Genomic DNA, 25,235 nt, shown 5'->3' on the forward strand with positions numbered 1-25,235 from the left:
AAACTTTAATTTATACATGAATAGCAATTAGCTTGCCAAAAATTTAACATTCCTTTAACTAATTGCTCAATTACCTGTTTTCCGGTAGTTGTACCTTAATGTCGATTTTATGTAAATAGTTATTTAGAGTTTTATTATTTTATAAATTTTCGTAAATTTGCCTCGCAAATAGGAAACCCCATTTAATATTTGCTATGCAATTAGATCCACAAAAATTCGTACAAGAAGGACTTACCTACGACGATGTATTATTAATTCCTGCATATTCAGAAATCTTACCTCGTGACGTAGATACAAGTACATTCTTAACTAAGAAAATCAAATTAAATATTCCTTTGGTATCGGCCGCTATGGACACCGTAACAGGTGCTGATCTAGCGATAGCGATTGCTCAGGCAGGCGGAATCGGTATGTTACATAAGAATATGACGATCTCGGAACAAGCAGCTGAAGTGCGCAAAGTAAAGCGTTCAGAAAGCGGAATGATCCAAGATCCGGTCACCTTATTGGAAAATGCAACCGTAGGTGATGCTTTTCAGATCATGAAAGATCATAAAATCGGTGGTATTCCGGTTATTAATTTGGAAAGTAAGCTGGTTGGGATTGTTACAAACCGTGACCTTCGCTTCCAGAAAGATATGGCCCGCCCGATCAGTGAACTGATGACCAAAACCAATTTGGTGGTTGCTCCTGAAGGGACCGATCTAATCAAGGCTGAAGAGATCCTTCAGAACCATAAGATTGAAAAACTACCAGTAGTTGATACAAACGGTGTCTTGAAAGGATTGATTACTTTTAAAGACATTCAGAAATACAAACACTATCCTAATGCAGCAAAAGATGAACATGGTCGTCTATTGGTTGGTGCAGCGGTAGGAGTTACGCCAGATACCCTAGAACGTGTTGAAGCTTTAGTTAAAGCTGGTGTTGATGTGGTTACCATTGATACTGCACACGGACATTCCCTAGGTGTTATCAATAAATTGAAAGAGGTAAAGGCTGCATATCCTAACCTACAGGTGATCGTAGGAAACATTGCAACGGGAGATGCGGCGAAAATGTTAGCAGACGCTGGTGCAGATGCGGTTAAAGTGGGTATTGGTCCCGGATCAATCTGTACAACCCGTATCATTGCTGGTGTAGGTGTTCCTCAATTGTATGCCGTTTATGAAGTCGCTAAGGCTTTAAAAGGAACGGGTGTACCATTGATCGCTGACGGTGGTATCAAACAGACAGGAGACATTGCGAAAGCAATTGCTGCCGGCGCAAATACCATTATGGCTGGTTCATTGTTTGCCGGTGTTGAAGAAGCACCAGGTGAAACTATCCTATTAGAAGGTAGAAAATTCAAGTCCTATCGTGGAATGGGTTCTGTAGAAGCTATGGAAAAAGGTTCTAAAGACCGTTATTTCCAAGATGTGGAAGATGATATCAAGAAATTGGTTCCAGAAGGAATCGTAGGTCGTGTACCATATAAAGGGACCTTGGCAGAGGTAGTTTACCAATATATCGGTGGATTACGTGCTTCCATGGGTTACTGTGGTGCTGCAACCATTGAAAAATTACAAGAAGCGAAGTTTGTTCGTATCACAGGTGCTGGATTGCGTGAGTCTCATCCTCATAATATTCAAATTACTAAAGAGGCGCCTAACTACAACAGTAGAGGATAAACTCGCCTCCATGGGGTATTTAAACAGGGTTATGGTTTTGCCATAACCCTGTTTTGTTTTCGCCCATTTCCTTTTTGTTCATTTTGTAATATGTCTCATTTTTAGTAACTTGAGAGTCCAAAATATATTTTTATTTAACAATTACATAATAACAAGCTTATGGGAAAAGGAGATAAAAAAAGTAGAAAAGGAAAGATCATCATGGGTTCATACGGTAAAAAAAGGCCTAGAGATCCATGGAAACATAAGACCACAGTAAAGTCTACAGAAGAAAAATCTAAATAGAACATATTTTCTGAAATGTAAGAAGCATCTTGAAGAAAGGTAAAACTGGAGCAAGATGCTTTTTCTTTTGTGTTGATATTAGTTAAAATTATCCTTTCCTTAAATTTTCTGCTTGTATTTTATAGAAAAATTGGGTCAATTCTTTCTATAAAATTAGTGTGACATATAGAGATTATCTATGCAATAATTCTGTAAAGCGTTGGAAGTATTCTATATTTTAGCGGACCTACCAATTGAGGGATGGATTTATGCAGGAAATTATAGACAAAATTTATAGTATAGTTTGGAGTGATGCCTTGGTGTACTTGTGCCTTTTGGCAGGGGTGTATTTTACGGTTCGCTTTAAATTTCCACAACTAATTTATTTGAAAGAGATGATCCGCCTTCTCTTTAAAGGCAATAGTTCCAAAAAGGGAATATCCTCTTTTCAGGCTTTTTCATTGGCCATATCGGGTCGGGTGGGGACAGGAAACATTGCTGGTGTGGCTACAGCCATTGGTATGGGTGGACCAGGCGCCGTATTCTGGATGTGGATCATTGCTTTCTTGGGAAGCTCATCGGCGATTATTGAGGCCACTCTTGGTCAATTGTATAAAGAGGAAAAGGATGGGCAATACCGCGGTGGACCAGCCTATTATATCCAAAAAGGGTTAAAGAGTAAGGTGTTTGCTTGGATATTTGCCATTGTGACCATCATCAGTACGGGTTTCTTATTGCCAAGTGTGCAGAGCAATAGCATTGCCTTGGCCATGAAGTCAGCCTTTGACCTTTCTCCAATGGTTATCGGGATCTTTTTGGTGCTGTTATTGGGTTTTATCATTATCGGTGGTGTAAAAAGAATCTCTAAGGTTGCCGAATATGTGGTTCCATTTATGGCTGGTGCATATATCTTAATGGCCGTTGTCATCATAATCCTAAACATCCAGCAAGTTCCGGCGGTTTTTAAACTGATCTTCCAGTCAGCCTTGAATTTGGATGCCACATTTGGCGGGATCGTGGGTTCCGCGATTTCTTGGGGTGTAAAACGAGGGATCTATAGCAATGAAGCCGGTCAAGGTACTGCGCCACATGCTGCAGCAGCTGCCGAGGTGAGCCATCCAGTTAAACAGGGTTTGGTGCAGGGTTTTTCAGTTTATGTGGATACTTTATTTGTTTGTACGGCTACGGCGTTGATGATCCTGTTTACAGGGCAATATAATGTAGCAGATTCCGCTGGCGGATTTATTGTGCAGCACATCCCAGGTATTGAAGCAGGTCCGGAGTTTACCCAATTGGCCGTTTCGCAGCATTTTCCTTCCTTAGGGGCGGGTTTCATTGCCATCGCATTGATGTTTTTTGCTTTTACAACGATTATGGCCTATTACTATATCGCCGAATGTAATGTGAGCTTTATAGGAAAAAACAGGAGCAGGACTGCCTTGATCTGGGTTTTGAGGGTGATGATATTGGGTTCGGTCTATCTAGGATGTATTTCAACAGCCAAGATGGCCTGGGATCTGGGCGATATTGGCGTAGGAATGATGGCTTGGCTAAACATGATCGCCATTATTTTGTTGCATAATAAGGTCTTGAAACTTTTCAAAGATTATAACCAACAACGAAAAGAAGGAAAGGATCCGGTATTTAATAATGCTGAAACGAAGTTTTCAGATGTGGGGATTTGGGAGAAAAATAAAAATATATAATTACCTATGGCTAAATTAATTAATCTGAACGTTTTTAAGGATTTCTTTGCGTCGAGTAACGCGGGTGGGATCATGTTGTTTCTATGTGTTATCCTATCCATGATCATTGCAAATAGTCCCTTGGCGGCAGCCCTTCAAAATCTTTTGGACCTGCCACTAGGTTTCGAAACGGAATCCATTCACTTGAAATATTCAGTTCTGCTGTGGATCAATGATGGTCTGATGGCTGTTTTCTTTTTATTGGTAGGGTTGGAGATCAAACGTGAAATCGTGGAAGGTGAACTGTCTTCACCTAAAAAAGCGAGTTTACCGATTTTATGTGCTATTGGTGGTGCTGTTGTGCCTGCATTGATCTATTTGTCCTTTAATGCTGGACAGGAAACGGCAAGTGGTTGGGGTATCCCAATGGCGACGGACATTGCCTTTGCATTGGCGGTGATCAATCTGTTGGGCAACAGGATTCCTTCCAGTCTCAAGATATTCCTAGCTGCCTTGGCTATCGTGGATGACTTGATCGCTATTTTGGTAATCGCGTTTTTCTATTCTTCGGGAATTGAATTGACTTATCTATACTATGCAGTTGCGGGTATGGTTGTATTGATCCTGATGAACAAATTCAATGTGCTGAATCCTTACTTGTATTTGATTCCGGGTGTGTTTATTTGGTATTTTATTCATCATTCCGGTATCCACGCTACTATTGCTGGGGTTTTGGTGGCGATGACCATTCCTACCAATGATACGGCAATTGAATCGCCATTGGAGCGTTTGGAGCATGCTTTGACCAAGCCGGTTAACTTCTTGATCATTCCACTTTTTGCTTTTGCCAATACCAATATAACCCTGGAAAAGGAAATGTTGGGCGGACTGACTTCTGGCTTAGGGTTGGGGATTTCATTGGGATTATTGGTCGGGAAACCGATCGGTATCCTGTTAACTTCCTTTTTATGTACGAAGGCTAAACTAAGTTCTCTACCTGAAGGAAGTAATTGGAAGCATATTATTGGAGTAGGGCTGTTGGCTGGTATTGGTTTTACCATGTCCATCTTTATCGCCATCTTATCGTTTAGCAATCCAGACCATGTTTCTGAAGCTAAACTATCCATTTTATTGACTTCTTTATTAGCGGGGGTATTTGGATACCTCGCCTTAAATTCCAAGAAAGAATATAAGTAATAAACAAAGGGAGGCTGATAAATGCCTCCCTTTGTTTATTGTGAATTTGCCCTTACGATTTGGATATTGCCAGTTTCCAATTTGTTTTCCAGCCATTTCTTTAATTTGCCAAGTTCCTCAGCGTTTATATCCTTCTGAGCATTGTACGTAATGATATTCTGGTAGTGACTGCTGTCGGATGATACAACGACCAGTTGTTTTCCTATGCTGTAGGGTGCCAATTCAGGGAATAGGATATTGATTTCCTTGATTAGGTTCTGGTCATCGAAGGTATAGGAAGCGAGTTCTTTCCTTAGGTTCTGGATCGTCACATCCTTTTCAGAAACATTTCTAGATTGCCTGTTGATCTCTGCCAAAATATCTCTTTTGAGATCTGTGCTGTCCTGTCTGATCAGGAGATCCGTATTTTCTAGATTATAAGTAGCTAACTTCATTTTGAGATCCTTGATTTCCAAGGAGTCGAATTTCTTGTCCAGGAAAGCAAGTTCAATCTTTTTGGGCCGGCTGTTGAAATAGGTGTTCTCGTAAATCAAGGTGTAGCCCTTGTTCACAAATTCATTTTGGATGAAATTATCAACGTTTTGGCTGTATTTCTTTTCTTGTAGTAGGAGGTAAGCCAAATAGAAACTTGGAATTAGGATCACCAAGATCAGGGTACTGATGGTTCTTGTAATACGTTTTTCCTTGGCTTCATCCACGAATTTTACTTTAGGGTATTTCAAGAATTTAACGATCAAGAAGGTTGAGATACAGATAAAGAAACAGTTGATGGTGTAAAGGTAAAGTGCTCCACCGAAATAACTGAAATTGCCGATGGCGAGACCATATCCGGCTGTACAGAGGGGTGGCATGAGGGCGGTGGCAATCGCAACTCCGGGGATAGGATTTCCCTTTTCCACCCTGGTCAATGCTATTACGCCTGCTAAGCCACCAAAGAATGCGATGAGGACATCATAAATGTTTGGAGCGGTACGAGCCAGTAATTCCGATTGCGCTTCCTTAAATGGGCTTAAAAGAAAGTATACAAAGGAAACAAATAGACTGACAACCGTGGCAATAGCCAGATTCTTGATCGATTTCTTCAATAGGGTGAAGTCATAGGTCCCTAAGGCAAAGCCCGCACCTACAATCGGACCCATCAATGGAGAAATTAGCATGGCACCGATGATGACAGCCGTGGAGTTGACATTCAGTCCAACCGAGGCAACAACAATGGCACATGCCAAAATCCATACATTTGCCCCGCGAAAAGATATGCTGGAAGTGACGTTTTCCAAAACCTTATCCTTCGCTTCTTCCCCAAAATGTAAATTTAAAAATCTGTATAGTTTGTTCATGGCAGTGTGATTCTGCCTGCAAAAATATCGTTTAATATGAATTGAAAAAATAAAAAAGGGAGCTTTCGAGAAAAAATATCAAGGACTTATTTACTTCGTAATTAAGTCCTGAATTGATTGGGCGTGGTGCCCGTAATGCTCTTAAAAGACTTGTGGAAGCTCACAAAATTATTGAATCCAGAATCATAGCATACTTCTTTCAGGCTAATGTTGCTATTCCGCAATTGAAAACAGGCATGTGATATCCTGACTTCGTTAATGAATTGCACCGGCGTTTTTCCGGTTTTATTCTTAAAATAGCGGCAAAAGGAGTTTTCGGTCATTCCGGCAACCTTGGCCAGGTCCTGAAGCATGATTCTGTGTTTGTAGTTTTCACGAATGTAGCCCATCAGGCTGTTCATCCGATATTGGTCTTCTGACTGATTGAGAATGGAATAATTTGTACTGATCAATTCCTCGGCTACTAGGTTGGATGCCTCCTGCAAGCATTCCAATAAGAGGAAAAACTTGGTCATTCCGCTGGATTGGATGCATTTCTGGATCTGCAGGTCAAATAAACCATCCTGATCAATGGGGATATACCTGCCTCTACTCGTTTGATCCAACAGCTGTTTGATCTGTACTAACTCAGGTGCTTGCAAAAACTTCTCTATTCCAAAGTCCTGGATAAAATGGACAACAACACAATCTATTGTTTCTTCAGGCTTTTCTGGATTGGATATTTCATCAAAAAGCCAATAATGAGGGATCTGAGATGGGATAAGCACAGCAATTCCAGCATGGAAACTCTTTATTCGGTCACCAATAAAAAGAGTTCCCGATCCTTTCTTGACATAGACCAGTTCCCATTCTTCATGATAATGCCAAATGGATTGATGCTTGGGGAAATAATCCCTTCGCATCTGGAAACTTTGATTCTCTGTTTTTGGAACAGTGAGTTGCTTGATGATCATAATGTCTAATTTATTCATAAAAATTGAATTGCAAAGGCCGTGAATGGTAAAATAGTTTATTAATTAGGTAATATAGTTCAATACTTTTTGCTGAAATATCTCGTATTTAGTTTCTCAATTATATTCCACACTATGAACAATAGGAGTAACACTATAGCTATCGTATTAATCACGTCCCTGTTTTTTTTCTGGGGATTTATCCATAACCTGGACCCTATATTGATAGCTCACCTCAGGAGTGCGTTCAGTTTGACCCATCTCCAAGCCTCTTTGGTGGATTCAGCAGTGTTTATTGCTTATTTGGTCATGGGTATTCCGGCCGGACTGATTATGCAGAAGTATGGGTATAAGGTTGGGATTTTAGTGGGGTTGATCCTTTTTGCGGTAGGATGTTTTTTGTTTGTGCCGGCAGCCAACACGATGAGCTATATGTTCTTTCTTTCTGCTTTATTCGTGGTGGCCTGTGGAATCACGATTCTGGAAACAGCTGCAAACCCTTATATGACTGTCTTAGGGGATCCTAATACAGCCACCCAACGTCTGAATTTCGCCCAATCTTTTAATGGTTTGGCTGCTTTTGTTGCTCCGATCGTCGGAGGGAAGTTTATTCTGACGGAAGATCCCAAAACCGTTGAACAGGTTGCGGCCTTGACTGATGCGGAGCGTTTGGCCTATATACAGACGGAAACGGCCGTGGTAAAAGGGCCCTATGTTATTTTGGGGGTCATTATTTTGGTAGTTGCATTGATCTTTTTCTTCATCAAGTTGCCTGAAGTAAAGGAAGAAGAGGGCGAAGGAAAAGGCTTTTTAAAGGCCTTGAGGCATAAAAACGTTGCTTGGGCCGTCCTTGCACAGTTCTTTTATATTGGTGCACAGGTCTGTGTGTTGAGCTTTTTGATCGTATATGCCGTGGAAGTATCAGGTATTGAAGCGAAAGATGCTAAATACTATGCAGGGGTTGCTGGCTTGATGTTTATGTTAGGGCGATTTGTTGGGACCTTCTTTATGCGTTATATCGCTCCAGCGAAGCTGTTGTTGTATTACGCCGCTATCTCGGCCTTACTGACCTTGTTGTGTATTTTTGGTACAGGTGTCATCACGCTTTACAGTATGGTTGCCATAGCATTTTTTATGTCGATCATGTTTCCAACGATCTTTGCGATTGGGGTAGAGGGTACAGGTGCGGATACTAAATCTGCATCTAGTTTGATCATTATGTCCATCGTTGGAGGGGCTTTATTGCCTCCGGTTTTGGGGTATGTGTCAGATTTGACCGGTCATATGCAATACGGGTATTTTGTGGTATTGGTTTGTTTCTTGGTGGTGGCCTTGTTTGCTACCCAAAACAAGAGCGATAAACTGATTGTTAAACAGGGACATTGATAAATAGATTATGAGTATTAAAAGATATGCCATGGCTTTGGATCTGGTTGATGATCCAAAAATGATCGCTGAATATGAAGATCACCATAGGCGAGTTTCTGCTGAAATCAAAAAGTCGATTACTGATGCTGGTGTAACGGTGATGGATATATATCGCTTTGCTAATCGCCTGTTTATGATCATGGAGGTTGATGAGAGCTTTAGCTTTGAGCGAAAAGATAAGATGGACGCTGAGAATCCTGCTGTGCAGGTTTGGGAGCAGTTGATGTGGAAATATCAGCAGTCTATTCCAGGATCTAAACCTGGCGAAAAATGGGTAATGATGGAACAAATATTTGAATTATAGTACCAAATGGAAAAAGAGAGATTGGAGTTTTTACAAATCCATCCTAAAGATAATGTCCTGGTGGCTCTTCGTGACCTGCCAGCTGGCTATTCCCTGGAATTTGAAGGGAATGAAATCAGCCTGAAAAGAGCTGTGGCTGCCAAGCATAAGTTTACCATAGATCCTTTCCAAAAGGACGATGAGGTTTATATGTACGGCGTTTTGGTGGGAAAGGTGAATGAAGACCTGCAAAGTGGCGAGTTATTGGATGTAAATAACCTGCGCCATGCCGCTGACGATTTTAAACTAGGCGATAGAAAATTAGAATGGCAAAAGCCTGATGTGTCTGCATTCTTAGGAAGAACGTTTCGAGGTTACCATAGGAGTAATGGATTGGTAGGGACGGCTAATTATTGGTTGGTTATTCCATTGGTGTTCTGTGAGAACAGGAACGTGTTGACCTTGAAGTCGGCATTGGAAGAGAAATTAGGTTACCAAGTTGAATCGAAAGATTATTCGGATGAGGTGGATGAGTTGATTTCCAGATATCAAAGTGGAGCTTCCATAGATGATCTGATGTCTGTGGACTTGAGTGCCGCGAGAGAGAACAAGGCTAAAAAGAGGCTTTTTTCCAATGTAGATGGCGTGAAATTCCTGAACCATGATATGGGATGTGGTGGAACAAGGATGGATTCGGATGCCCTATGTGGCCTATTGGCTGGATACATTACGCATCCCAATGTTGCGGGAGCAACAGTGTTGAGCCTAGGATGTCAGCATGCCCAAGCTTCTATTTTGAAAGCTGAGATTGCAAAACGAGATCCCCATTTTGATAAACCGTTGTTTGTATTTGAGCAACAGTTTGAAGGGACGGAGCAGGAGTTGATGCAGAAAGCTATCAAATCAACCTTTACTGGTTTGGTAGAGGCAAATAAACTGGAACGCCAAGAAGCAGGGTTGGATAAACTGTGCATAGGACTGGAATGTGGAGGTTCAGATGGTTTTTCTGGTATTTCTGCAAATCCGGCACTAGGTTACCTTTCGGATATGTTGGTAAGCCTAGGAGGCTCGGTCATCCTTTCGGAATTCCCAGAGTTGTGTGGTGTAGAACAAGAATTGAGCGATCGTTGTATTGATGAGCCTACCGCAGAGAAGTTTATTCAGTTAATGCGAACATACAACGCGAAAGCGGAGGCTGATGGCTCTGGATTCTATATGAACCCATCGCCAGGTAATATCCGCGATGGATTGATCACGGATGCGATTAAATCAGCTGGAGCTGCAAAGAAAGGAGGGACTTCTCCGGTGGCAGCTGTGGTGGATTATCCTGAATTGGCAAACGGTCCTGGTTTAAACCTGCTATGTACTCCTGGAAATGATGTAGAGAGTACCACGGCTGAAGTTGCGGCTGGAGCCAATGTGGTTTTGTTCACTACCGGGTTGGGAACTCCAACAGGGAATCCGATTACTCCGGTTATCAAGGTGGCGTCCAATACGAAAGTCTACAATAAAATGAACGATGCAATCGACCTGAACTGTGGGACCATCATCGATGGGGAAGAAAGCATTGAGGAAGCTGCACACCGCATCTTGAATTATGTCATTGCAGTTGCAAGTGGTGAGGAAACAGCAAAAGCAGTTAAGCTTGGTCAGGATGATTTTATTCCTTGGAGACGTGGAGTTTCACTTTAGTAAATAATAATAAAACATTTAAATAGAAATAATTATGTCTAGGCTAAAAGATAAAGTAGCGATTGTGACAGGCGGGGCAAGTGGGATAGGGAAAGCCATTTCCACTTTGTTTGCCAAGGAGGGAGCAGTTGTACATATTTTGGACCTGAACCCGACTGGTGGGGAAGAAACCAAGAAGTTGATTGAAGACGAAGGTGGAAAATGTGAAGTCCATACTTGTAATGTGAGCAACCAAGCTGAAGTACTGGATGTAGTAAAACAGATTGGCAAGGTGGATATATTGGTGAATAATGCCGGTATTGCTCATGTAGGCAACCTAGAAGGGTGTACTGAGGAAGATATGGACCGGATTTACCAAGTGAACATAAAAGGCGCTTATAACGCCTTATTTGCGGTCGTTCCAGTAATGAAAGTTAATGGAGGTGGAGCAATCTTGAATTTGGCTTCCATTGCAACCCTAGTAGGTATCCCAGATCGCTTTGCTTATTCCATGAGTAAAGGTGCTATGTTTGCCATGAGTTTGTCCGTAGCTAAGGATTACCTGAAAGATAATATCCGATCAAACTCCATTTCCCCGGCACGAGTACATACGCCTTTTGTGGATGGGTTCATTGCCAAAAACTATCCTGGTAAAGAGGCCGAAATGTTTGAAAAGCTCTCTAAAACCCAACCTATCGGACGTATGGCAGAGCCGGAAGAAATTGCAAAATTAGCCTTGTTCCTTTGTTCAGATGATGCATCGTTTATTACTGGTAATGACTATGCTATCGATGGAGGTTTTGTGAAGTTGAATAATTAAAATAGACATAAGACAATAGATAAAAGACATTAGACTTTGGTGACTTGATTGTTCTTATGTCTCGTGTCTTGTGTCTATTGTCCCTAAAAGTATAGAAAAATGAAATTAATCAGATACGGAGAATCAGGAAGAGAAAAGATCGGTGTGAACATCGATGGAAAGAATTATGATGTTTCGGCATTTGGCGGAGACTATAACGAAGAGTTTTTTACGGACAATGGACTTGCCCGTCTGGAAGAGTTTGTGAAAGCGAATCATGGGAAACTGATAGAGATTCCTGCAGATTCTCGATTGGGAGCTCCATTCACGAGACCATCTAAGATTGTATGTATTGGCTTGAACTATAAAGACCATGCGGAGGAAACTGGGGCTAAGATCCCAGCAGAGCCAATTATCTTTATGAAATCCACTACTGCATTGGTAGGTCCTAATGACCAAGTGATGATTCCTAAGAATTCAGTGAAGACCGACTGGGAGGTTGAGTTCTGCATTGTTATCGGTAAGAAAGCAACTTATGTCGAAGAATCTAAAGCCTTGGACTATGTTGCTGGTTATGTTCTTCACAATGATGTTTCAGAGCGTGAGTACCAATTGGAGCGTGGCGGAACTTGGGATAAAGGGAAAGGATGTGACACATTCGCGCCTATGGGCCCATTTATGACGACTACTGATGAAATTCCTGATATCAACAATGTAAAACTTTGGTTGAAAGTGAATGGCAAGACCTATCAAAACGGAAATACCGCCAACCTGATCTTCAATGTGCCATTTGTAGTTTCCTATGTCTCTCAGTTTATGACCCTGTTGCCAGGGGATGTGATCTCCACAGGAACGCCTGCTGGGGTTGGCTTAGGCTTTGATCCTCCAATTTATCTTAAAGAAGGAGATGTGGTTGAATTGGGGGCTGATTATCTTGGTGAGCAACGTCAGGAAGTAATCGCTTTCCACAAAAATTAAAAGAGACCATGAGAATAGATACTCATCAACATTTTTGGTTATTTGATCCCGTAAAGGACGCTTGGATTACAGATGAAATGTCGGTAATACAACGGAATTTCCTTCCCAATGATATTTCTGGAACCCTCAAGCAACTGGGTTTTGATGGTGTTGTTGCTGTTCAGGCAGACCAGTCCCATCAGGAAACAGCGTTTTTGCTGGAGTTATCCCAAGTCTATGCCTTGATCAAGGGTATCGTTGGATGGGTGGATCTCAGGTCTGAAAATGTAGAAGAGCATCTCCAAAGCTTCTCAAAACATCAGGTCATCAAAGGATTCAGGCACATCGTTGAAGGTGAGGATGACCCTGACTTTCTCCATCGGGATGAATTCTTGCGCGGGATTGCCGCATTGACCAAATATAAATATACCTATGATCTTCTGTTGCGCCCAAGGCATTACCAGAGTTCCTTAAAATGCGTGGCAGCTAATCCGGATCAAGCTTTTGTTTTGGACCATATTGCAAAACCGCCAATCAAATCCCAGGAATTTACGGAATGGGCTAGCTATATCGAACAATTGGCTTCCTATCCGAATGTTCATTGTAAGATTTCAGGACTAGGCACTGAGGCAGATTGGAAACATTGGAAGTTGGATCACTTTACGGAGTACCTGGACCATGTCATTCAATGCTTTGGTAAGGAAAGATTGATGTTCGGATCCGATTGGCCGGTATGCCTGTTGGCCGGTAGTTATGAGGACGCGCTCAAGATTGTTGAGCATCGCTTAGGTGATTTTACGGAACAGGAATTGAAAGGTTTCTGGGGAGATAATGCAGTGAAGTTCTACGGTTTAAAATAGTTTATATGAACTTAAATTTAAAAGATAAAGTGGTCTTGGTTACCGGTGGTGCCAAAGGAATTGGAAAGGGAATTGTTGAGCTTTTAGCTGAGGAAGGAGCGGTTCCGGTAATTATTGGAAGAAAGGAAAAAGATAACCTTGCCGTAGAGGAGGAGTTAGCTGCAAAAGGCTTTAGATCTTTCGCGGTGCAGGCTGAACTAACGAATCCAGAAGACTGTAAAAAGGCCGTTGATGCTGTAATAGCTAAGTGGGGCAGGATTGATGGATTGGTAAATAATGCAGGTTTGAATGATGGTGTGAGCCTAGAAGATGGCGATTATGACTCTTTTGTAAAGTCGCTGCACAATAGTTTGGTCCATTACTATCTGATGGCGCACCACTGTCTCCCTGAATTGAAGAAAAGCAAAGGGAGTATATTGAACATTACTTCTAAAACTGCCGAAACTGGACAGGGAGGGACATCCGGTTATGCTGCTTCCAATGGTGGAAGGAATGCTTTGACAAGGGAATGGGCGGTTGAATTGCTTCCGTATTCCATTCGTGTCAATGCCATAGTTGTTGCAGAAAGCATGACACCGCAATATGAAAGTTGGATAAAAACCATTGCTAATCCAGAAGAAACATTGAAAAAAATAACGAGCAGGATTCCGCTTGAAAACCGGATGACTACCGTGGAAGAAATTGCCAATATGGCCGTATTCTTACTGTCTGATCGATCAAGCCATACTACTGGGCAGTTAATCCATGTGGATGGGGGCTATGTGCACCTAGATAGAGCATTAATCAATGATTAAGTATAACAAGATATATTTGTAATCAACCTTTAGTAAACTCAATTGAGCTGCTTTCATTAAGCAGCTCTTTTTTTATCCCTTTCCTCCTAAATAAATTGTTACAAACGATATACTTCATTCAAAATCTTATTCTATCAAAAACAAATCCTGTTTTTGATGTAAAATCCCATTTCTAACCATTGGTTCTTATCAGATTCGGACTTAACATTTTAAGATTTTATTTTGATATTAAACGTTTAAGCATTAACATTGTGTAATTATAAACTGAAAAGTTCCGCATTTGTTTTAATCTAATTGTCTTGAGCAGTCTTCCTTTATGCTTAAGGTGCTTAAACGATTAAAGCAATAGCCAAAACCCTTTACTAACCGAAAGATTTGGTAGTTCTTTTCAAAAATAGAATGTGACTTCCGATTGGACATTTGAATAATCAACTAATAAATAAATCATGAAAATTAAATTGTTATTAGCTTCCTTATTGCTCTGTGGCATGGCCTATGCCCAGCAAAAGCAGCCATTTAATGGAATAGATATGAGTTTGGGAAACCTTTCCAAACTTTCCAATGCCAAAACCAGATCAATTAGTCCAGAAAACTTTACCGGTGCCAAGGGGAAAGGAGGAATGGCAGATCCAGCGAAACAGGCTGGTCAAAAGAATGTTGCCAATGCTTCACATGCATCTAGGGAGCTAGGAGTGGGTTGGAAGGTAAATCCCTATATCACGATTGCGCCCGGTGAGACCTTTACCATGGCCGAAATCAATGAATCAGGGGTAATCCAGCACATGTGGATGACTCCAACAGGCAATTGGAACCACACGATTTTCAGGATTTATTGGGACGGCGAGTCAACTCCTTCGGTAGAATCTCCAGTAGGGCCATTCTTTGGGATGGCTTGGCATCGTTTCGCACCATTGAATTCCTTGGCTATGACCGTTAATCCGGGAAGTGCATTCAATTCCTACTGGAAAATGCCATTTCGGAAAAGTGCCAAGATTACTATGGAGAATATTTCCAGTGAGCCCATGAACCTGTATTACCAGATAGATTATGCTGTTACAGAGGTTCCTGAAGATGAAGGGTATTTCCATGCCCAATACCGTCGATCCAATCCTACCCAAGGCTCCTTGCACACTATAATCGATGGAATCAAAGGAAAAGGACAGTACGTAGGAACATATTTAGGGGTAGGTGTCAACAACATAGGTTGGTGGGGAGAAGGAGAGATTAAGTTCTTTATGGATGGTGATAAGGACTTTGCAACGATAGTTGGAACAGGACTGGAGGATTATTTCTGTGGCTCCTACAACTTCGAAAACAAGGCCACAAGGCAATATCAAGAATATTCCACCCCATACGCTGGCTTGCACCAAGTAATTCGTCCTGACGGCGTATATGAGTCCCAGGCGCGATTCGGAATGTACCGTTGGCATATCATGGATCCAGTGAGGTTTGATGGGGACCTAAAAGTGACCATACAGGATTTAGGATGGCGTTCGGAAGGCAGATACCTACCGCAGAAGTCCGATATGATCTCTGTAGCCTATTGGTATCAATCCGAACCCCATAACAAATTTCCAAATCTACCATCCAAAAACGATCTAGAAGTAAACTAAATTTCTATGAAAAAGACATGGCTACATGCATTTATGGGAGCTTCGGCAGTTTTGCTGGCCAGCTCCTGCCAAGAAACCAAAAAACAAGAATCATCAATCCAGGATACCGTGAGCACCAACTATAATGAAGGGCAATTTGGCTACGACCTGCAATTCCTGCAGAAGTATGATAGCATTTTGATTTTGAGCAACGAAAGTGGACTAGGGCAGGTCCTGGTGTCCCCAAAATATCAGGGTAAGGTATTTACCTCAACTGCAGATGGGCCGGACGGTAAAAGTTTTGGCTGGGTAAATTACAAAGCCTTCTCTGCGCCGGTTGATCCCCATATGAATGCCTATGGCGGGGAAGACCGCCTCTGGCTAGGTCCAGAAGGAGGTCCATTTTCCCTATACTTCGAAAAACGCAGTGAAATGGTCTATGATAACTGGAAAACACCAACTGCCATTGACACGGAAGCTTGGACCCTGCTGTCAGCAACTGGAAATTCAGCAAGCATGGAGAAAACTGCAGAATTGAAAAATTATGCAGGTACTGTCCTCAGCATGAAGCTTAATAGGGATATCAAGATGTTGAGCAATTCACAGATCGAAGCCGATCTAGGCATTCAATTATCCGATCAGGTAAAAACGGTAGGCTTTAGCACCATAAACAGCATCAGCAATACTGGAAAAGAGGCATGGACCAAAGAAACTGGAGCACCTTGTCTTTGGAGCCTGGATATGTTTATGCCGACTGACAGCACTGTTATTCTTATCCCTTTTGAAGAGTCTGCGAAAGGAAAGGTCGCCACGACCGATTATTTTGGAGAAATCGATAAGGATAGAATCAGCTATAAAGCAGGGGCACTCTATTTCAAGGCAGATGGAAAGTCTAGAGGCAAATTGGGATTGTCGCCTTCTCGAGCAAAAAACATTGCCGGAAGCTACGATCTAGCCAATGGAATCCTGACCGTAACCAAATTCAGCATCGACTCAAGCAAGGTCTATTTGAACCAGGAATGGACCACCAAAAAGGATCCGTTCTTAGGAGATGCAGTCAATGCCTATAACGATGGACCATTGGAAGATGGAAGTCAAATGGGACCTTTCTACGAAATCGAAAGTGTTTCACCTGCTGCTTTCCTTAAACCATCTGAAAAGCTGGAACATACCCATAATGTATATCATTTTTTTGGAGATAAAATACAAATAGCTAGTCTGTTAAAGAAGTTATTTAATATAACCGTTGAAGATATTCAATCTGCTTTCTAAACCCCTAGACCATGAACAAATATCCAAAAATCGGGATTAGACCCATCATCGATGGCCGCTGGGGCGGCATACGGGAATCCCTGGAAGATACAACCATGAACATGGCCAAGGCTGTGGCAAAACTATATGAAACTGAACTGAAATATCCCGATGGCAGCCCTGTACAATGCGTCATAGCAGATAGTTGCATCGGTGGGGTCAAAGAAGCCGCAGGTTGTCAGGAAAAGTTTGATCTGGAACAAGTCGGTGTTTCCTTATCGGTAACCCCATGTTGGTGTTATGGATCAGAAACCATGGATATGGATCCAATACGGCCCAAAGCCATCTGGGGTTTCAATGGTACAGAAAGGCCTGGTGCCGTATATCTTGCGGCTACCGTCGCTGCCCATAATCAAAAAGGCCTCCCTGTATTCAGTATTTATGGACATGATGTCCAAGATATGGGAGATACCAAGGTTCCGGACGATGTGAAGGACAAATTGCTTTCCTTCGCCAAATCTGGCCTTGCTGTGGCCATGTTGCGCGGTAAAAGCTATCTGGCTATCGGCTCTGTTTCGATGGGCATTGTAGGTTCCATCGTTAATGCTGAATTCTTTCAGGAATATCTGGGCATGCGTAATGAATATGTAGACTCTTCGGAAGTGCTTCGGCGCATACAATTGGGTATCTATGATGAAGAAGAATTCAAAAAAGCATTGGAATGGACCAAAAAACATTGTAAGGAAGGGGCTGATTTCAATCAAAAGCATAAGGTAAAAAACAGAAAAGAGAAGGATGAAGACTGGGAGTTTGTGGTAAAGATGACCTTGATCATCCGTGACCTTATGATCGGAAATCCCACTTTGAAGAAAATGGGACATGCTGAGGAAGCTATGGGCCACAATGCCTTTATTTCGGGCTTCCAAGGGCAAAGGCAATGGACCGATTTCCTCCCGAATGGTGATTTTTCAGAAGCTATTTTGAATTCCTCATTCGATTGGAACGGTATCCGTAACCCTTTTATGGTCGCTACTGAGAATGATTCCTTAAACGGTGTATCCATGGCTTTCAATTACTTATTGACCAATACGGCGCAAATATTTGCCGATGTCAGGACCTATTGGTCTCCGGAGGCTGTCAAAAGAGTGAGCGGCTGGAAACCTACCGGTGCTGCTAAAGATGGTTTTATCCATTTGATCAACTCAGGCTCTGCAACCTTGGACGGTACAGGGCAGCAATCTGCCGATGGTAAACCAGTTATGAAACCATTTTGGGAAATCTCCGATAAAGAAGCAAAAGCCTGTTTAAAGGCGACTACCTGGTATCCGGCAAACCGTGATTATTTTAGGGGTGGAGGATATTCATCTAACTTCTTGAGTAAGGGCGGGATGCCAGTGACCATGTGTAGAATTAATTTAATAAAAGGTTTAGGGCCAACTATACAAATTGCTGAAGGTTATACAGTTGATATACCAGAAAAAGTGCATAAGGTATTGGACGAACGTACCGATAAAACCTGGCCGACTACCTGGTTTGTTCCTGAATTGACTGGGGAAGGTCCCTTCACCGATGTCTATTCTGTGATGGCCAATTGGGGATCCAACCATGGGGCCATCAGCTATGGCCATATCGGGCATGACCTGATTACGATGGCAGCCATGCTTCGGATTCCAGTCTGTATGCACAATGTTCCTGCAAACCGTATGTTTAGACCTGCAACCTGGGCAGCCTTCGGGATGAAGCCAGAAGGAGCAGATTATCGGGCATGTGAGGTATTTGGACCACTTTATAGATAGCAACATGAGCAACCTAAAGAAATCATTGTTTCGGGATGATGAAGGGAACTATCTATTGGTTCCATTCCTTTTCATCTGCAGTTTATTCCTATTATGGGGCTTCGCCCATGGTTTTTTGGACGTGTTGGACAAGCATTTCCAGGATCTATTGCATGTTTCCAAGGCGCAGTCTGGCTTTGTACAGTTCTCTTTATACATCGGATATTTGGCAATGGCCATCCCTGCAGGCCTTTTTATCAAGAAATTTGGTTACCAGAAAGGTATCATATTCGGATTGGTGCTCTTTGCCATAGGTGCTTTTATGTTCTATCCGGCAGCCAAACTGGCCGCATTTATCCCTTTTTTGGCCGCTTTGTTCGTGATTGCCTGTGGATTGGCATTCCTGGAAACTGCTGCCAATCCTTATTCCATTGTCTTAGGTTCTAAAGATGGAGCTGCCAGACGTATCAACATTTCCCAATCCTTCAATGGTTTGGGCTGGATATTGGGACCGTTGATTGGTGGATTGATGATCTTTGGGACAGAAGCCGAAGGCGAACATGACAAATTTGACTCCTTGGTGCAGCCCTATATTGGAATTGGCTGTGTCGTGGTTTTGGTTGCTATTGTCTTCCTGATCATTAAGCTTCCTGAAATCAAGGAGAAGAAAGAGGCTGGGGAATACGAGGAAAATCCACCCATGCGGAACTTGCTGAAACATCCGGTATTCATCTTCGCTGTTATTGCCCAGTTCTTATATGTGGCAGCCCAGACTGGAACAAATTCATTTTTCATCAATTATGTGATTGATGCCATTCACGATTTGAAAACCCCGATTTCTAATATTATGGGCAATCTAGGTTCATTCGGTGAATTCTTCATGCCTAAAAACGACGAACAGGCAGCTTCCCTGATTCTTGCCTTTGGTGGAATGGGAGCTTTTTGGATAGGTCGGCTGACAGGTTCTTATTTGATGAAGTTCATCGCCCCACATCGTCTTTTGGGTTTCTACGCTATCATGAATGTCATCTTAAATATTTTGGTGTTCATGAACTTAGGTTGGGTTTCCGTGTTTGCACTGTTCTTGACCTACTTTTTCATGTCCATCATGTTCCCGACCATTTTCGCACTGGGGATCAACAATTTGGGTACACTCACCAAAAAAGGATCATCCTTCTTGGTTATGGCGGTAGCAGGTGGTGCATTCTGTCCGCCTTTGATGGGCCTGATTGCCGATCATAGTACAATGGCTACTGGATTTATTATTCCAGTCCTGTGCTATGTGGTGATAGCCGTGTTTGCTATTTGGGGAGTAGGTAAAGTGGAAGGTAAATTAGATATGTCAAATCCCGTTCATTAATAGAAGGTTAAATGAAGCAATCATATGTAATTGGCGTTGATTTTGGGACCGATTCTGCTAGGGCTCTGCTGGTCGATGCTACCAATGGAGAAGTGCTAGGGTCTGCAACCTCCAGCTTTACGAGGTGGAAAGAAGGACTGTACTGCGACCCTAAAAAGAGTCAATTCCGTCAACATCCATTGGATTATATTGAAAGCCTTGAAGCTTGTCTGAAGGGCTGTTTGGCAAATGTCCATGATGAAATCAAGACTAATATTGTAGCCATTTCCATCGATGCTACGGGCTCCACTCCGGTAGCCATTGATAGCAGTGGCCATCCTTTGGCGCTGGCTTCGGGATTTTCCGAAAATCCTAATGCCATGTTTTTTCTTTGGAAGGACCATAGCTCCATCAAGGAAGTGGAAGAAATCAACCGAAAAGCGCAAGACTTTGAAGTCAATTACCTCAGCTATTGTGGCGGAGCGTATTCCTCGGAATGGTTTTGGTCCAAATTGCTCCACTTAGCCAGGACTGACGAAGAGGTTTACAACGCTACCCATTCCTGGCTTGAGCAGAGTGATTGGTTGCCCTATCTTTTGACAGGTCAACAAGATGCGCAAAAAATAAGGAGGAATGTGTGTGCGGCCGGGCATAAGGCTTTATGGGCGCAACAATTAGGGGGTTACCCACCGTTGGAATTCTTTAGCCACTTAGACCCTAAATTGGAAAGGATATACCAATCCATTAATAAAGAGGTATTTACCGCTGATGAGATTGTTGGAGTTCTGTCCGCAGATTGGGCAGATAAACTAGGATTAAAGAATAGCGTTTTGATCTGCGTAGGAGCGATCGACGCGCATGTTGGAGCCATCGGAGCCCAAATCCAACCTGGATATATGTGCAAGGTCATGGGGACATCCACCTGTGATATGATGGTCATTGATAGAGAAGAATTACAAGATCGATTGGTCCAAGGAATCTGTGGACAGGTTCAAGGGTCAATCGTACCACATTATATAGGTCTGGAGGCCGGACAATCCGCTTTTGGGGATGTCTATAATTGGTTGAAAAACTTGCTGTTGTGGCCAATTAGGAACAGTCTGAAAAAAACTGCATTTCTGGGTAGTCAAGCCATTTCAGATTTAAGGGATGAACTTGAGCAAAATTTACTTTCAGAACTATCCGAATTGGCCAAGCAACAGCCTATCCGAGAAGATGATGAAATGGCCTTGGATTGGTTCAATGGAAGGAGGACCCCGGATGTAAACCCTTCACTGACTGCCGCCTTGTTCCATTTGGATTTGGGGACCAATCCTGTCCATATCTTTCAGGCTCTGGTCGAAGCAACCTGTTTTGGCTCCCGGGCGATCGTTGAACATGTGGAACGCCAAGGGGTCGCTATTCAAGGTGTCATTGGAATAGGGGGAATAGCCAAAAAATCGGATTATGTCATGCAAACCTTGGCAGATATCCTTCAAAGACCAATTATGGTCCATCGATCAGATGAAACCTGTGCTATGGGAGCTAGTATGCTGGCTGCAACTGCAGCAAAAATCTATCCTTCCTTGGCTGAGGCCATGGATAACATGGGAGCCGGATTTGAAAAAGAATATTCGCCCAATCCTGAAAAGAAGGATTTGTTCGACAAACGCTATGCTAAGTATTTGGCTTATGGTTCTATGCTAAATACCATACAATAACTGAAATGAGAATTCACTTGATTTACATATTTGTTGGTTTTTTAACTTGGCTGCATGCTATGGGTCCTTCCATAGCGTATGGCCAAGGGATTCCAAAGTTGATCCAGCCGTACATATCCAATCTGGAGTATTCCAAAATTGGAAATCAAAATCCTGAAATCAAGTATAAAAAAATCGATAAACAGACTTTTAGGCTTGAATTCAAATGGGAAATAAAAGCCGATACAAGCTTAGATAGGCTCTATGTCGCTGTAAAGCCTGAATTTAAGCCTAGTTTTCATTGGGCCCCTCATCTGACACCTACAGATAACCATATCATTGCCCAACATGTTTTTCGTTCGGCGGCCTTGATTGTTCAGGATAGCAAAAAGTCTTTGGCCATCATTCCGGATGTGTCGCTGTTAACATCAAAACCTGCTGTTCCTTACTATCTAGATCTTGATGCCGATAAGAATCTTTTGACCTTAGGTCAGGCAAATTCTAAGATTACCGATCATGTGCTTTATGAAAAAGAAGAAAAGACAGATTTTCCAGCAGGAACCTATCGTCTGGCTTTTTACGTAAAATTCTCTTCAGATCCAGCTAGCATTGATAATCCGTTTGCCGGTATAAATCAGTTTATGTGGCAGCAATGGGGTAAGAAACTCTATCAAAATGGGGAGCCTTTCGATAATAACAATCTCGATGCTTATGTAGACTATACCTATCAATGGGCCTTCAAATATTGGCGAGACGCTGTATGGCAGGAATTTGACCTGAATGGCAAAAGAGTAGGAGCTCCCACCTTTATTGTAAATGTTACCCAAAGCCCTAATTATCCAGGTGAAGTCAACGAAAGGGAGTTTAGGTCCATTTGGAACCAAGCTTGGTTCAATTCCTTACGCTCTGCATCTGGCTTATTTCGCTATGCAAAGCGGAAAAACATAGATTCGCTGATACGCTATGCGGATATGACCAAGGAATTGGCGCTTTCCTTTCCGCAGAGAAATGGTTTTTTCCCGGGATTGATCGCCACAGAAATGAAGGAAGTAGAAGTCGAGGGAAAAAAATATTGGCGCTCGGCAGGCTGGAATACTCATTTCTTCGGCAACTCAAACCGTAATCCCTATACCTGGAATGCAAAAGAATCTCCTTACCATATTCTGGATATGAGCTATACAGCTCTATTGATGCTGGATTGGTATTCTGAGTTGGAAAAAGATCTCCGATTATTGGATTATGCCATTCGATATGCCGATGCATTGGTCAACATACAACGCCCTGATGGCTATTTTCCAGCATGGCTAGATCTAAATCAGCAGAAAGATATGGAGCTGTTGAGCAAATCTCCAGAATCTGCCATGTCCGTAAGTTTTTTGCTGAGATTATATCAGATAAGCAAAGTTGAAAAATATAAAGCATCCGCTTTAAAAGCCCTTGATGTAATCGTAAAGGAAATTGTTCCAGTCGGACGCTGGGAAGATTTTGAAACCTATTGGTCCTGTAGCCGATTTGGACATGACAGTTTAGTGGATCGGAAAATTGCTAGGAATAATATGTACAAGCAAAATACCCTGAGCATGTATTATACGGCCCAGGCAGCCATGGAAGCCTATAAGGTTACAGCGGACCAAGCTTATTTACAAAAAGGAAAAAGGGTGCTGGATGAACTGTTGATGTGGCAAGCTGTTTGGCAACCATCCTTTATCTATATACATGCCCTGGGCGGTTTTGGAGTCATGAATGCAGATGCGGAATGGAATGATTCCAGGCAGAGCTTATTTGCTGAACTGATCATGCATTATGGAAAAGAATTAGGTCGGAAAGATTATATGCAACGGGGCATTGCTGCCTTAAAGGCGTCCTTTGTCATGATGTATGCTCCCGAGAATCAAGAAACCAAGGAACAATGGCAAAAACGCTGGCCATTTCTGAGGAAACAGGATTACGGCTTTATGATGGAAAACTATGGGCATGATGGCCATACCGATTCCAACGGAATTGGAATTGGAGAATTTACTATCTATGATTGGGGGAACGGAGCAGCCTCGGAAGCAGTTAATCGTGTCATCGATCATTGGGGTGAAAATGTCTTTGCAAAATGGTAATGCAAGGTTAGTTATGAATTAATAATAATATATTTACAAAATGGTAAAAAAGGTATCATTAAAGGATATTGCTCAGAAAATTGGCGTTTCTACCGCATTAGTTTCTTATGTGTTAAGTGGTAATGAAGAAAAGGGCAGAGTAGGGAAGGATACTGCAGAAAAGATCAGACAGGCTGCCAAAGAACTGAATTATCAGCCCAACCATATCGCCAAAAGTTTAAAAACGGGTAAAACCAATACCATCGGACTAATTGTTGCAGATATTTCAAATCCTTTCTTTGCTTCGATCGCACGAGGAATAGAAGATGAGTCTGGACATTTTGGTCTGACCACCATAATAGGTAGTTCCGATGAAAGTACGGAGAAATTGAAAAACCTAGTCGATGTTTTTATTAAAAGGCAAGTCGATGGTTTTATTATCTCTCCACCGGATCACTCCGAAGAAACCATCGAATATATTATTTCTTTGGGCATTCCCATCTGTTTGATCGATAGGCATTTTGATCATGTCAATTCCAGCTATGTCATCACAGATAATAAGGAGTCCATGCAGACCGCGGTGGGCCATCTCATTGAAATGGGGTACAAGAACCTGGCTTTTGTTGCCTACAAGAGTAGCCTACAGCATATGAAAGACCGTGAACAAGGTTTCTTGAATGCCAGCTCTGCAATCCAATCCAGATTGTATAAAATTAATTTCAGTAAGCAACAGCAAGAATTAGGGCAAGTCCTAGAGGAGATTTTGAACGATCAGAAAGCTGATGCCATTGTTTTTGCCACCAATACCCTTTCGGTTGCGGGATTAAAATACCTCACCCAAAAAGAGATCCAGATCCCAAAGGACTTAAATGTAATGTGCTTTGACTTTAGTGAGGTATATGATTTCTTTTATCATCCCATAATCCATGTTAAACAGCCTATTGAGCAGTTAGCAAAGGAAAGTGTCATTGCCTTGACTCAACAGATGAAAGATAATACCATTCAGAAAAAGGTGTTAAATTCTGAATTGGTTGCAAAGAAGAGGGGTTAATGATTTATTGAAATAATTTCCAGAACATCAAGCCACAGTAAACTGCCGCCAATCCAAGGACAACGCTAAGGCCAATGTATAGGAAGGCCTGCGACGTCTGTTGGTTTTGGATAAGATTGATGTTTTCTGCCGCAAAGGTAGAGAAGGTCGTGTAACCACCACAAAAGCCTGTTACCAGTAACAGTTTCCACTCATTGCTCAAGCCTTGATTTTTGGCAAAATAACCCAATAATAGCCCAATCAGCAGACAGCCTAAGAGGTTCACGATTAAAGTGCCAAGCGGAATCTGGCTGGGATAATTTTTGCTGATGAACTGCCCGCTGTAATACCTTAGTACACTTCCGACAGCTCCACCTGCAGCAATAATGAATGCCTCTCTGATCATGAATAATAACTAATGTTGATTTATTTTTTTTCGAATTTAATGAATTCCTTTACAAGTTACGAATGGATCGATATTCAATAAAACCGAGCGAAAGGTATGAAAATGAATGAAATATGATTGATGTCAGAAAATTGTTGCGTAAATAATCTTATAAAAATTCAAAAAATACCCTGCGATTGTA

Annotated in this window: 21 protein-coding genes; 18 read left to right on the plus strand and 3 right to left on the minus strand. The window is 42.1% G+C overall.

What is annotated here, in order from left to right; translation table 11 throughout:
* The first annotated feature begins 194 nt into the window (after positions 1 to 194).
* The 4 genes from guaB (at position 195) to nhaA (ending at position 4,816) form a co-directional block, all read left to right on the plus strand.
* Complete coding sequence (gene guaB / locus ACWICE_RS08205; RefSeq protein ID WP_454298056.1) at positions 195 to 1,670, plus strand: IMP dehydrogenase; 1,476 nt, start codon at positions 195 to 197, stop codon at positions 1,668 to 1,670.
* A 159-nt stretch (positions 1,671 to 1,829) separates the two neighbouring features.
* Positions 1,830 to 1,955 (plus strand): 30S ribosomal protein THX, encoded by a 126-nt coding sequence (locus tag ACWICE_RS08210; protein ID WP_093095150.1) that lies wholly within the window; start codon positions 1,830 to 1,832, stop codon positions 1,953 to 1,955.
* Between the two features lie 248 nt (positions 1,956 to 2,203).
* Positions 2,204 to 3,640 (plus strand): alanine/glycine:cation symporter family protein, encoded by a 1,437-nt coding sequence (locus tag ACWICE_RS08215; protein WP_254528360.1) that lies wholly within the window; start codon positions 2,204 to 2,206, stop codon positions 3,638 to 3,640.
* 6 nt (positions 3,641 to 3,646) lie between these two features.
* A complete protein-coding gene (gene nhaA, locus ACWICE_RS08220; RefSeq protein WP_185217209.1) occupies positions 3,647 to 4,816 on the plus strand; it encodes a Na+/H+ antiporter NhaA in 1,170 nt (389 codons plus the stop codon).
* Positions 4,817 to 4,851: 35 nt separating this feature from the next.
* On the opposite strand, the gene ACWICE_RS08225 is transcribed toward nhaA, so the two are convergent.
* Entirely contained in the window at positions 4,852 to 6,153 is a 1,302-nt protein-coding gene (locus tag ACWICE_RS08225) for a DUF389 domain-containing protein (RefSeq protein ID WP_254528361.1), read from the minus strand.
* A 101-nt stretch (positions 6,154 to 6,254) separates the two neighbouring features.
* Entirely contained in the window at positions 6,255 to 7,124 is an 870-nt protein-coding gene (locus ACWICE_RS08230; RefSeq protein ID WP_313258829.1) for an AraC family transcriptional regulator, read from the minus strand.
* Between the two features lie 114 nt (positions 7,125 to 7,238).
* Between ACWICE_RS08230 and fucP (ACWICE_RS08235) the strand changes: the two genes are divergently transcribed.
* The 14 genes from fucP (ACWICE_RS08235) to ACWICE_RS08300 all read left to right on the plus strand — a co-directional run bounded on the left by fucP (ACWICE_RS08235) (position 7,239) and on the right by ACWICE_RS08300 (position 24,669).
* Positions 7,239 to 8,489 carry an L-fucose:H+ symporter permease gene (gene fucP / locus ACWICE_RS08235; RefSeq protein WP_454291067.1) on the plus strand — a complete coding sequence of 417 codons (1,251 nt, stop codon included), beginning with the start codon at positions 7,239 to 7,241 and terminating at the stop codon, positions 8,487 to 8,489.
* 16 nt (positions 8,490 to 8,505) lie between these two features.
* The gene (locus ACWICE_RS08240; RefSeq protein ID WP_093097687.1) at positions 8,506 to 8,835 is read left to right on the plus strand and encodes an L-rhamnose mutarotase; all 330 of its coding nucleotides are present in this window, start codon (positions 8,506 to 8,508) and stop codon (positions 8,833 to 8,835) included.
* Positions 8,836 to 8,841: 6 nt separating this feature from the next.
* Positions 8,842 to 10,506 (plus strand): UxaA family hydrolase, encoded by a 1,665-nt coding sequence (locus ACWICE_RS08245; RefSeq protein ID WP_454298057.1) that lies wholly within the window; start codon positions 8,842 to 8,844, stop codon positions 10,504 to 10,506.
* A gap of 34 nt (positions 10,507 to 10,540) precedes the next feature.
* The gene (locus ACWICE_RS08250) at positions 10,541 to 11,305 is read left to right on the plus strand and encodes an SDR family NAD(P)-dependent oxidoreductase (RefSeq protein ID WP_454298058.1); all 765 of its coding nucleotides are present in this window, start codon (positions 10,541 to 10,543) and stop codon (positions 11,303 to 11,305) included.
* Positions 11,306 to 11,404: 99 nt separating this feature from the next.
* A complete protein-coding gene (locus ACWICE_RS08255) occupies positions 11,405 to 12,262 on the plus strand; it encodes a fumarylacetoacetate hydrolase family protein (protein ID WP_454298059.1) in 858 nt (285 codons plus the stop codon).
* Between the two features lie 8 nt (positions 12,263 to 12,270).
* Positions 12,271 to 13,101 (plus strand): amidohydrolase family protein, encoded by an 831-nt coding sequence (locus tag ACWICE_RS08260; protein ID WP_185211498.1) that lies wholly within the window; start codon positions 12,271 to 12,273, stop codon positions 13,099 to 13,101.
* A 5-nt stretch (positions 13,102 to 13,106) separates the two neighbouring features.
* Complete coding sequence (locus ACWICE_RS08265) at positions 13,107 to 13,895, plus strand: L-fucose dehydrogenase (protein WP_185217201.1); 789 nt, start codon at positions 13,107 to 13,109, stop codon at positions 13,893 to 13,895.
* Between the two features lie 446 nt (positions 13,896 to 14,341).
* The gene (locus ACWICE_RS08270; RefSeq protein WP_454298060.1) at positions 14,342 to 15,508 is read left to right on the plus strand and encodes a glycoside hydrolase family 172 protein; all 1,167 of its coding nucleotides are present in this window, start codon (positions 14,342 to 14,344) and stop codon (positions 15,506 to 15,508) included.
* Positions 15,509 to 15,514: 6 nt separating this feature from the next.
* Positions 15,515 to 16,759 carry a DUF6786 family protein gene (locus ACWICE_RS08275; RefSeq protein ID WP_454298061.1) on the plus strand — a complete coding sequence of 415 codons (1,245 nt, stop codon included), beginning with the start codon at positions 15,515 to 15,517 and terminating at the stop codon, positions 16,757 to 16,759.
* An 11-nt stretch (positions 16,760 to 16,770) separates the two neighbouring features.
* Complete coding sequence (locus ACWICE_RS08280) at positions 16,771 to 18,534, plus strand: L-fucose isomerase (protein WP_454298062.1); 1,764 nt, start codon at positions 16,771 to 16,773, stop codon at positions 18,532 to 18,534.
* A gap of 4 nt (positions 18,535 to 18,538) precedes the next feature.
* The gene (gene fucP / locus ACWICE_RS08285; RefSeq protein WP_185217197.1) at positions 18,539 to 19,873 is read left to right on the plus strand and encodes an L-fucose:H+ symporter permease; all 1,335 of its coding nucleotides are present in this window, start codon (positions 18,539 to 18,541) and stop codon (positions 19,871 to 19,873) included.
* Positions 19,874 to 19,884: 11 nt separating this feature from the next.
* On the plus strand, positions 19,885 to 21,552 hold the full coding sequence (locus tag ACWICE_RS08290; RefSeq protein WP_454298063.1) for a ribulokinase: 1,668 nt from the start codon (positions 19,885 to 19,887) through the stop codon (positions 21,550 to 21,552).
* A 5-nt stretch (positions 21,553 to 21,557) separates the two neighbouring features.
* Positions 21,558 to 23,639 (plus strand): hypothetical protein, encoded by a 2,082-nt coding sequence (locus ACWICE_RS08295; protein WP_454298064.1) that lies wholly within the window; start codon positions 21,558 to 21,560, stop codon positions 23,637 to 23,639.
* 40 nt (positions 23,640 to 23,679) lie between these two features.
* Complete coding sequence (locus ACWICE_RS08300) at positions 23,680 to 24,669, plus strand: LacI family DNA-binding transcriptional regulator (protein WP_185211505.1); 990 nt, start codon at positions 23,680 to 23,682, stop codon at positions 24,667 to 24,669.
* A 4-nt stretch (positions 24,670 to 24,673) separates the two neighbouring features.
* Here ACWICE_RS08300 and crcB read toward each other — a convergent pair whose 3' ends face one another.
* The gene (gene crcB, locus ACWICE_RS08305; protein WP_185211506.1) at positions 24,674 to 25,054 is read right to left on the minus strand and encodes a fluoride efflux transporter CrcB; all 381 of its coding nucleotides are present in this window, start codon (positions 25,052 to 25,054) and stop codon (positions 24,674 to 24,676) included.
* Positions 25,055 to 25,235: the final 181 nt, after the last annotated feature.

Source organism: Sphingobacterium sp. NPDC055346 (assembly GCF_053645235.1).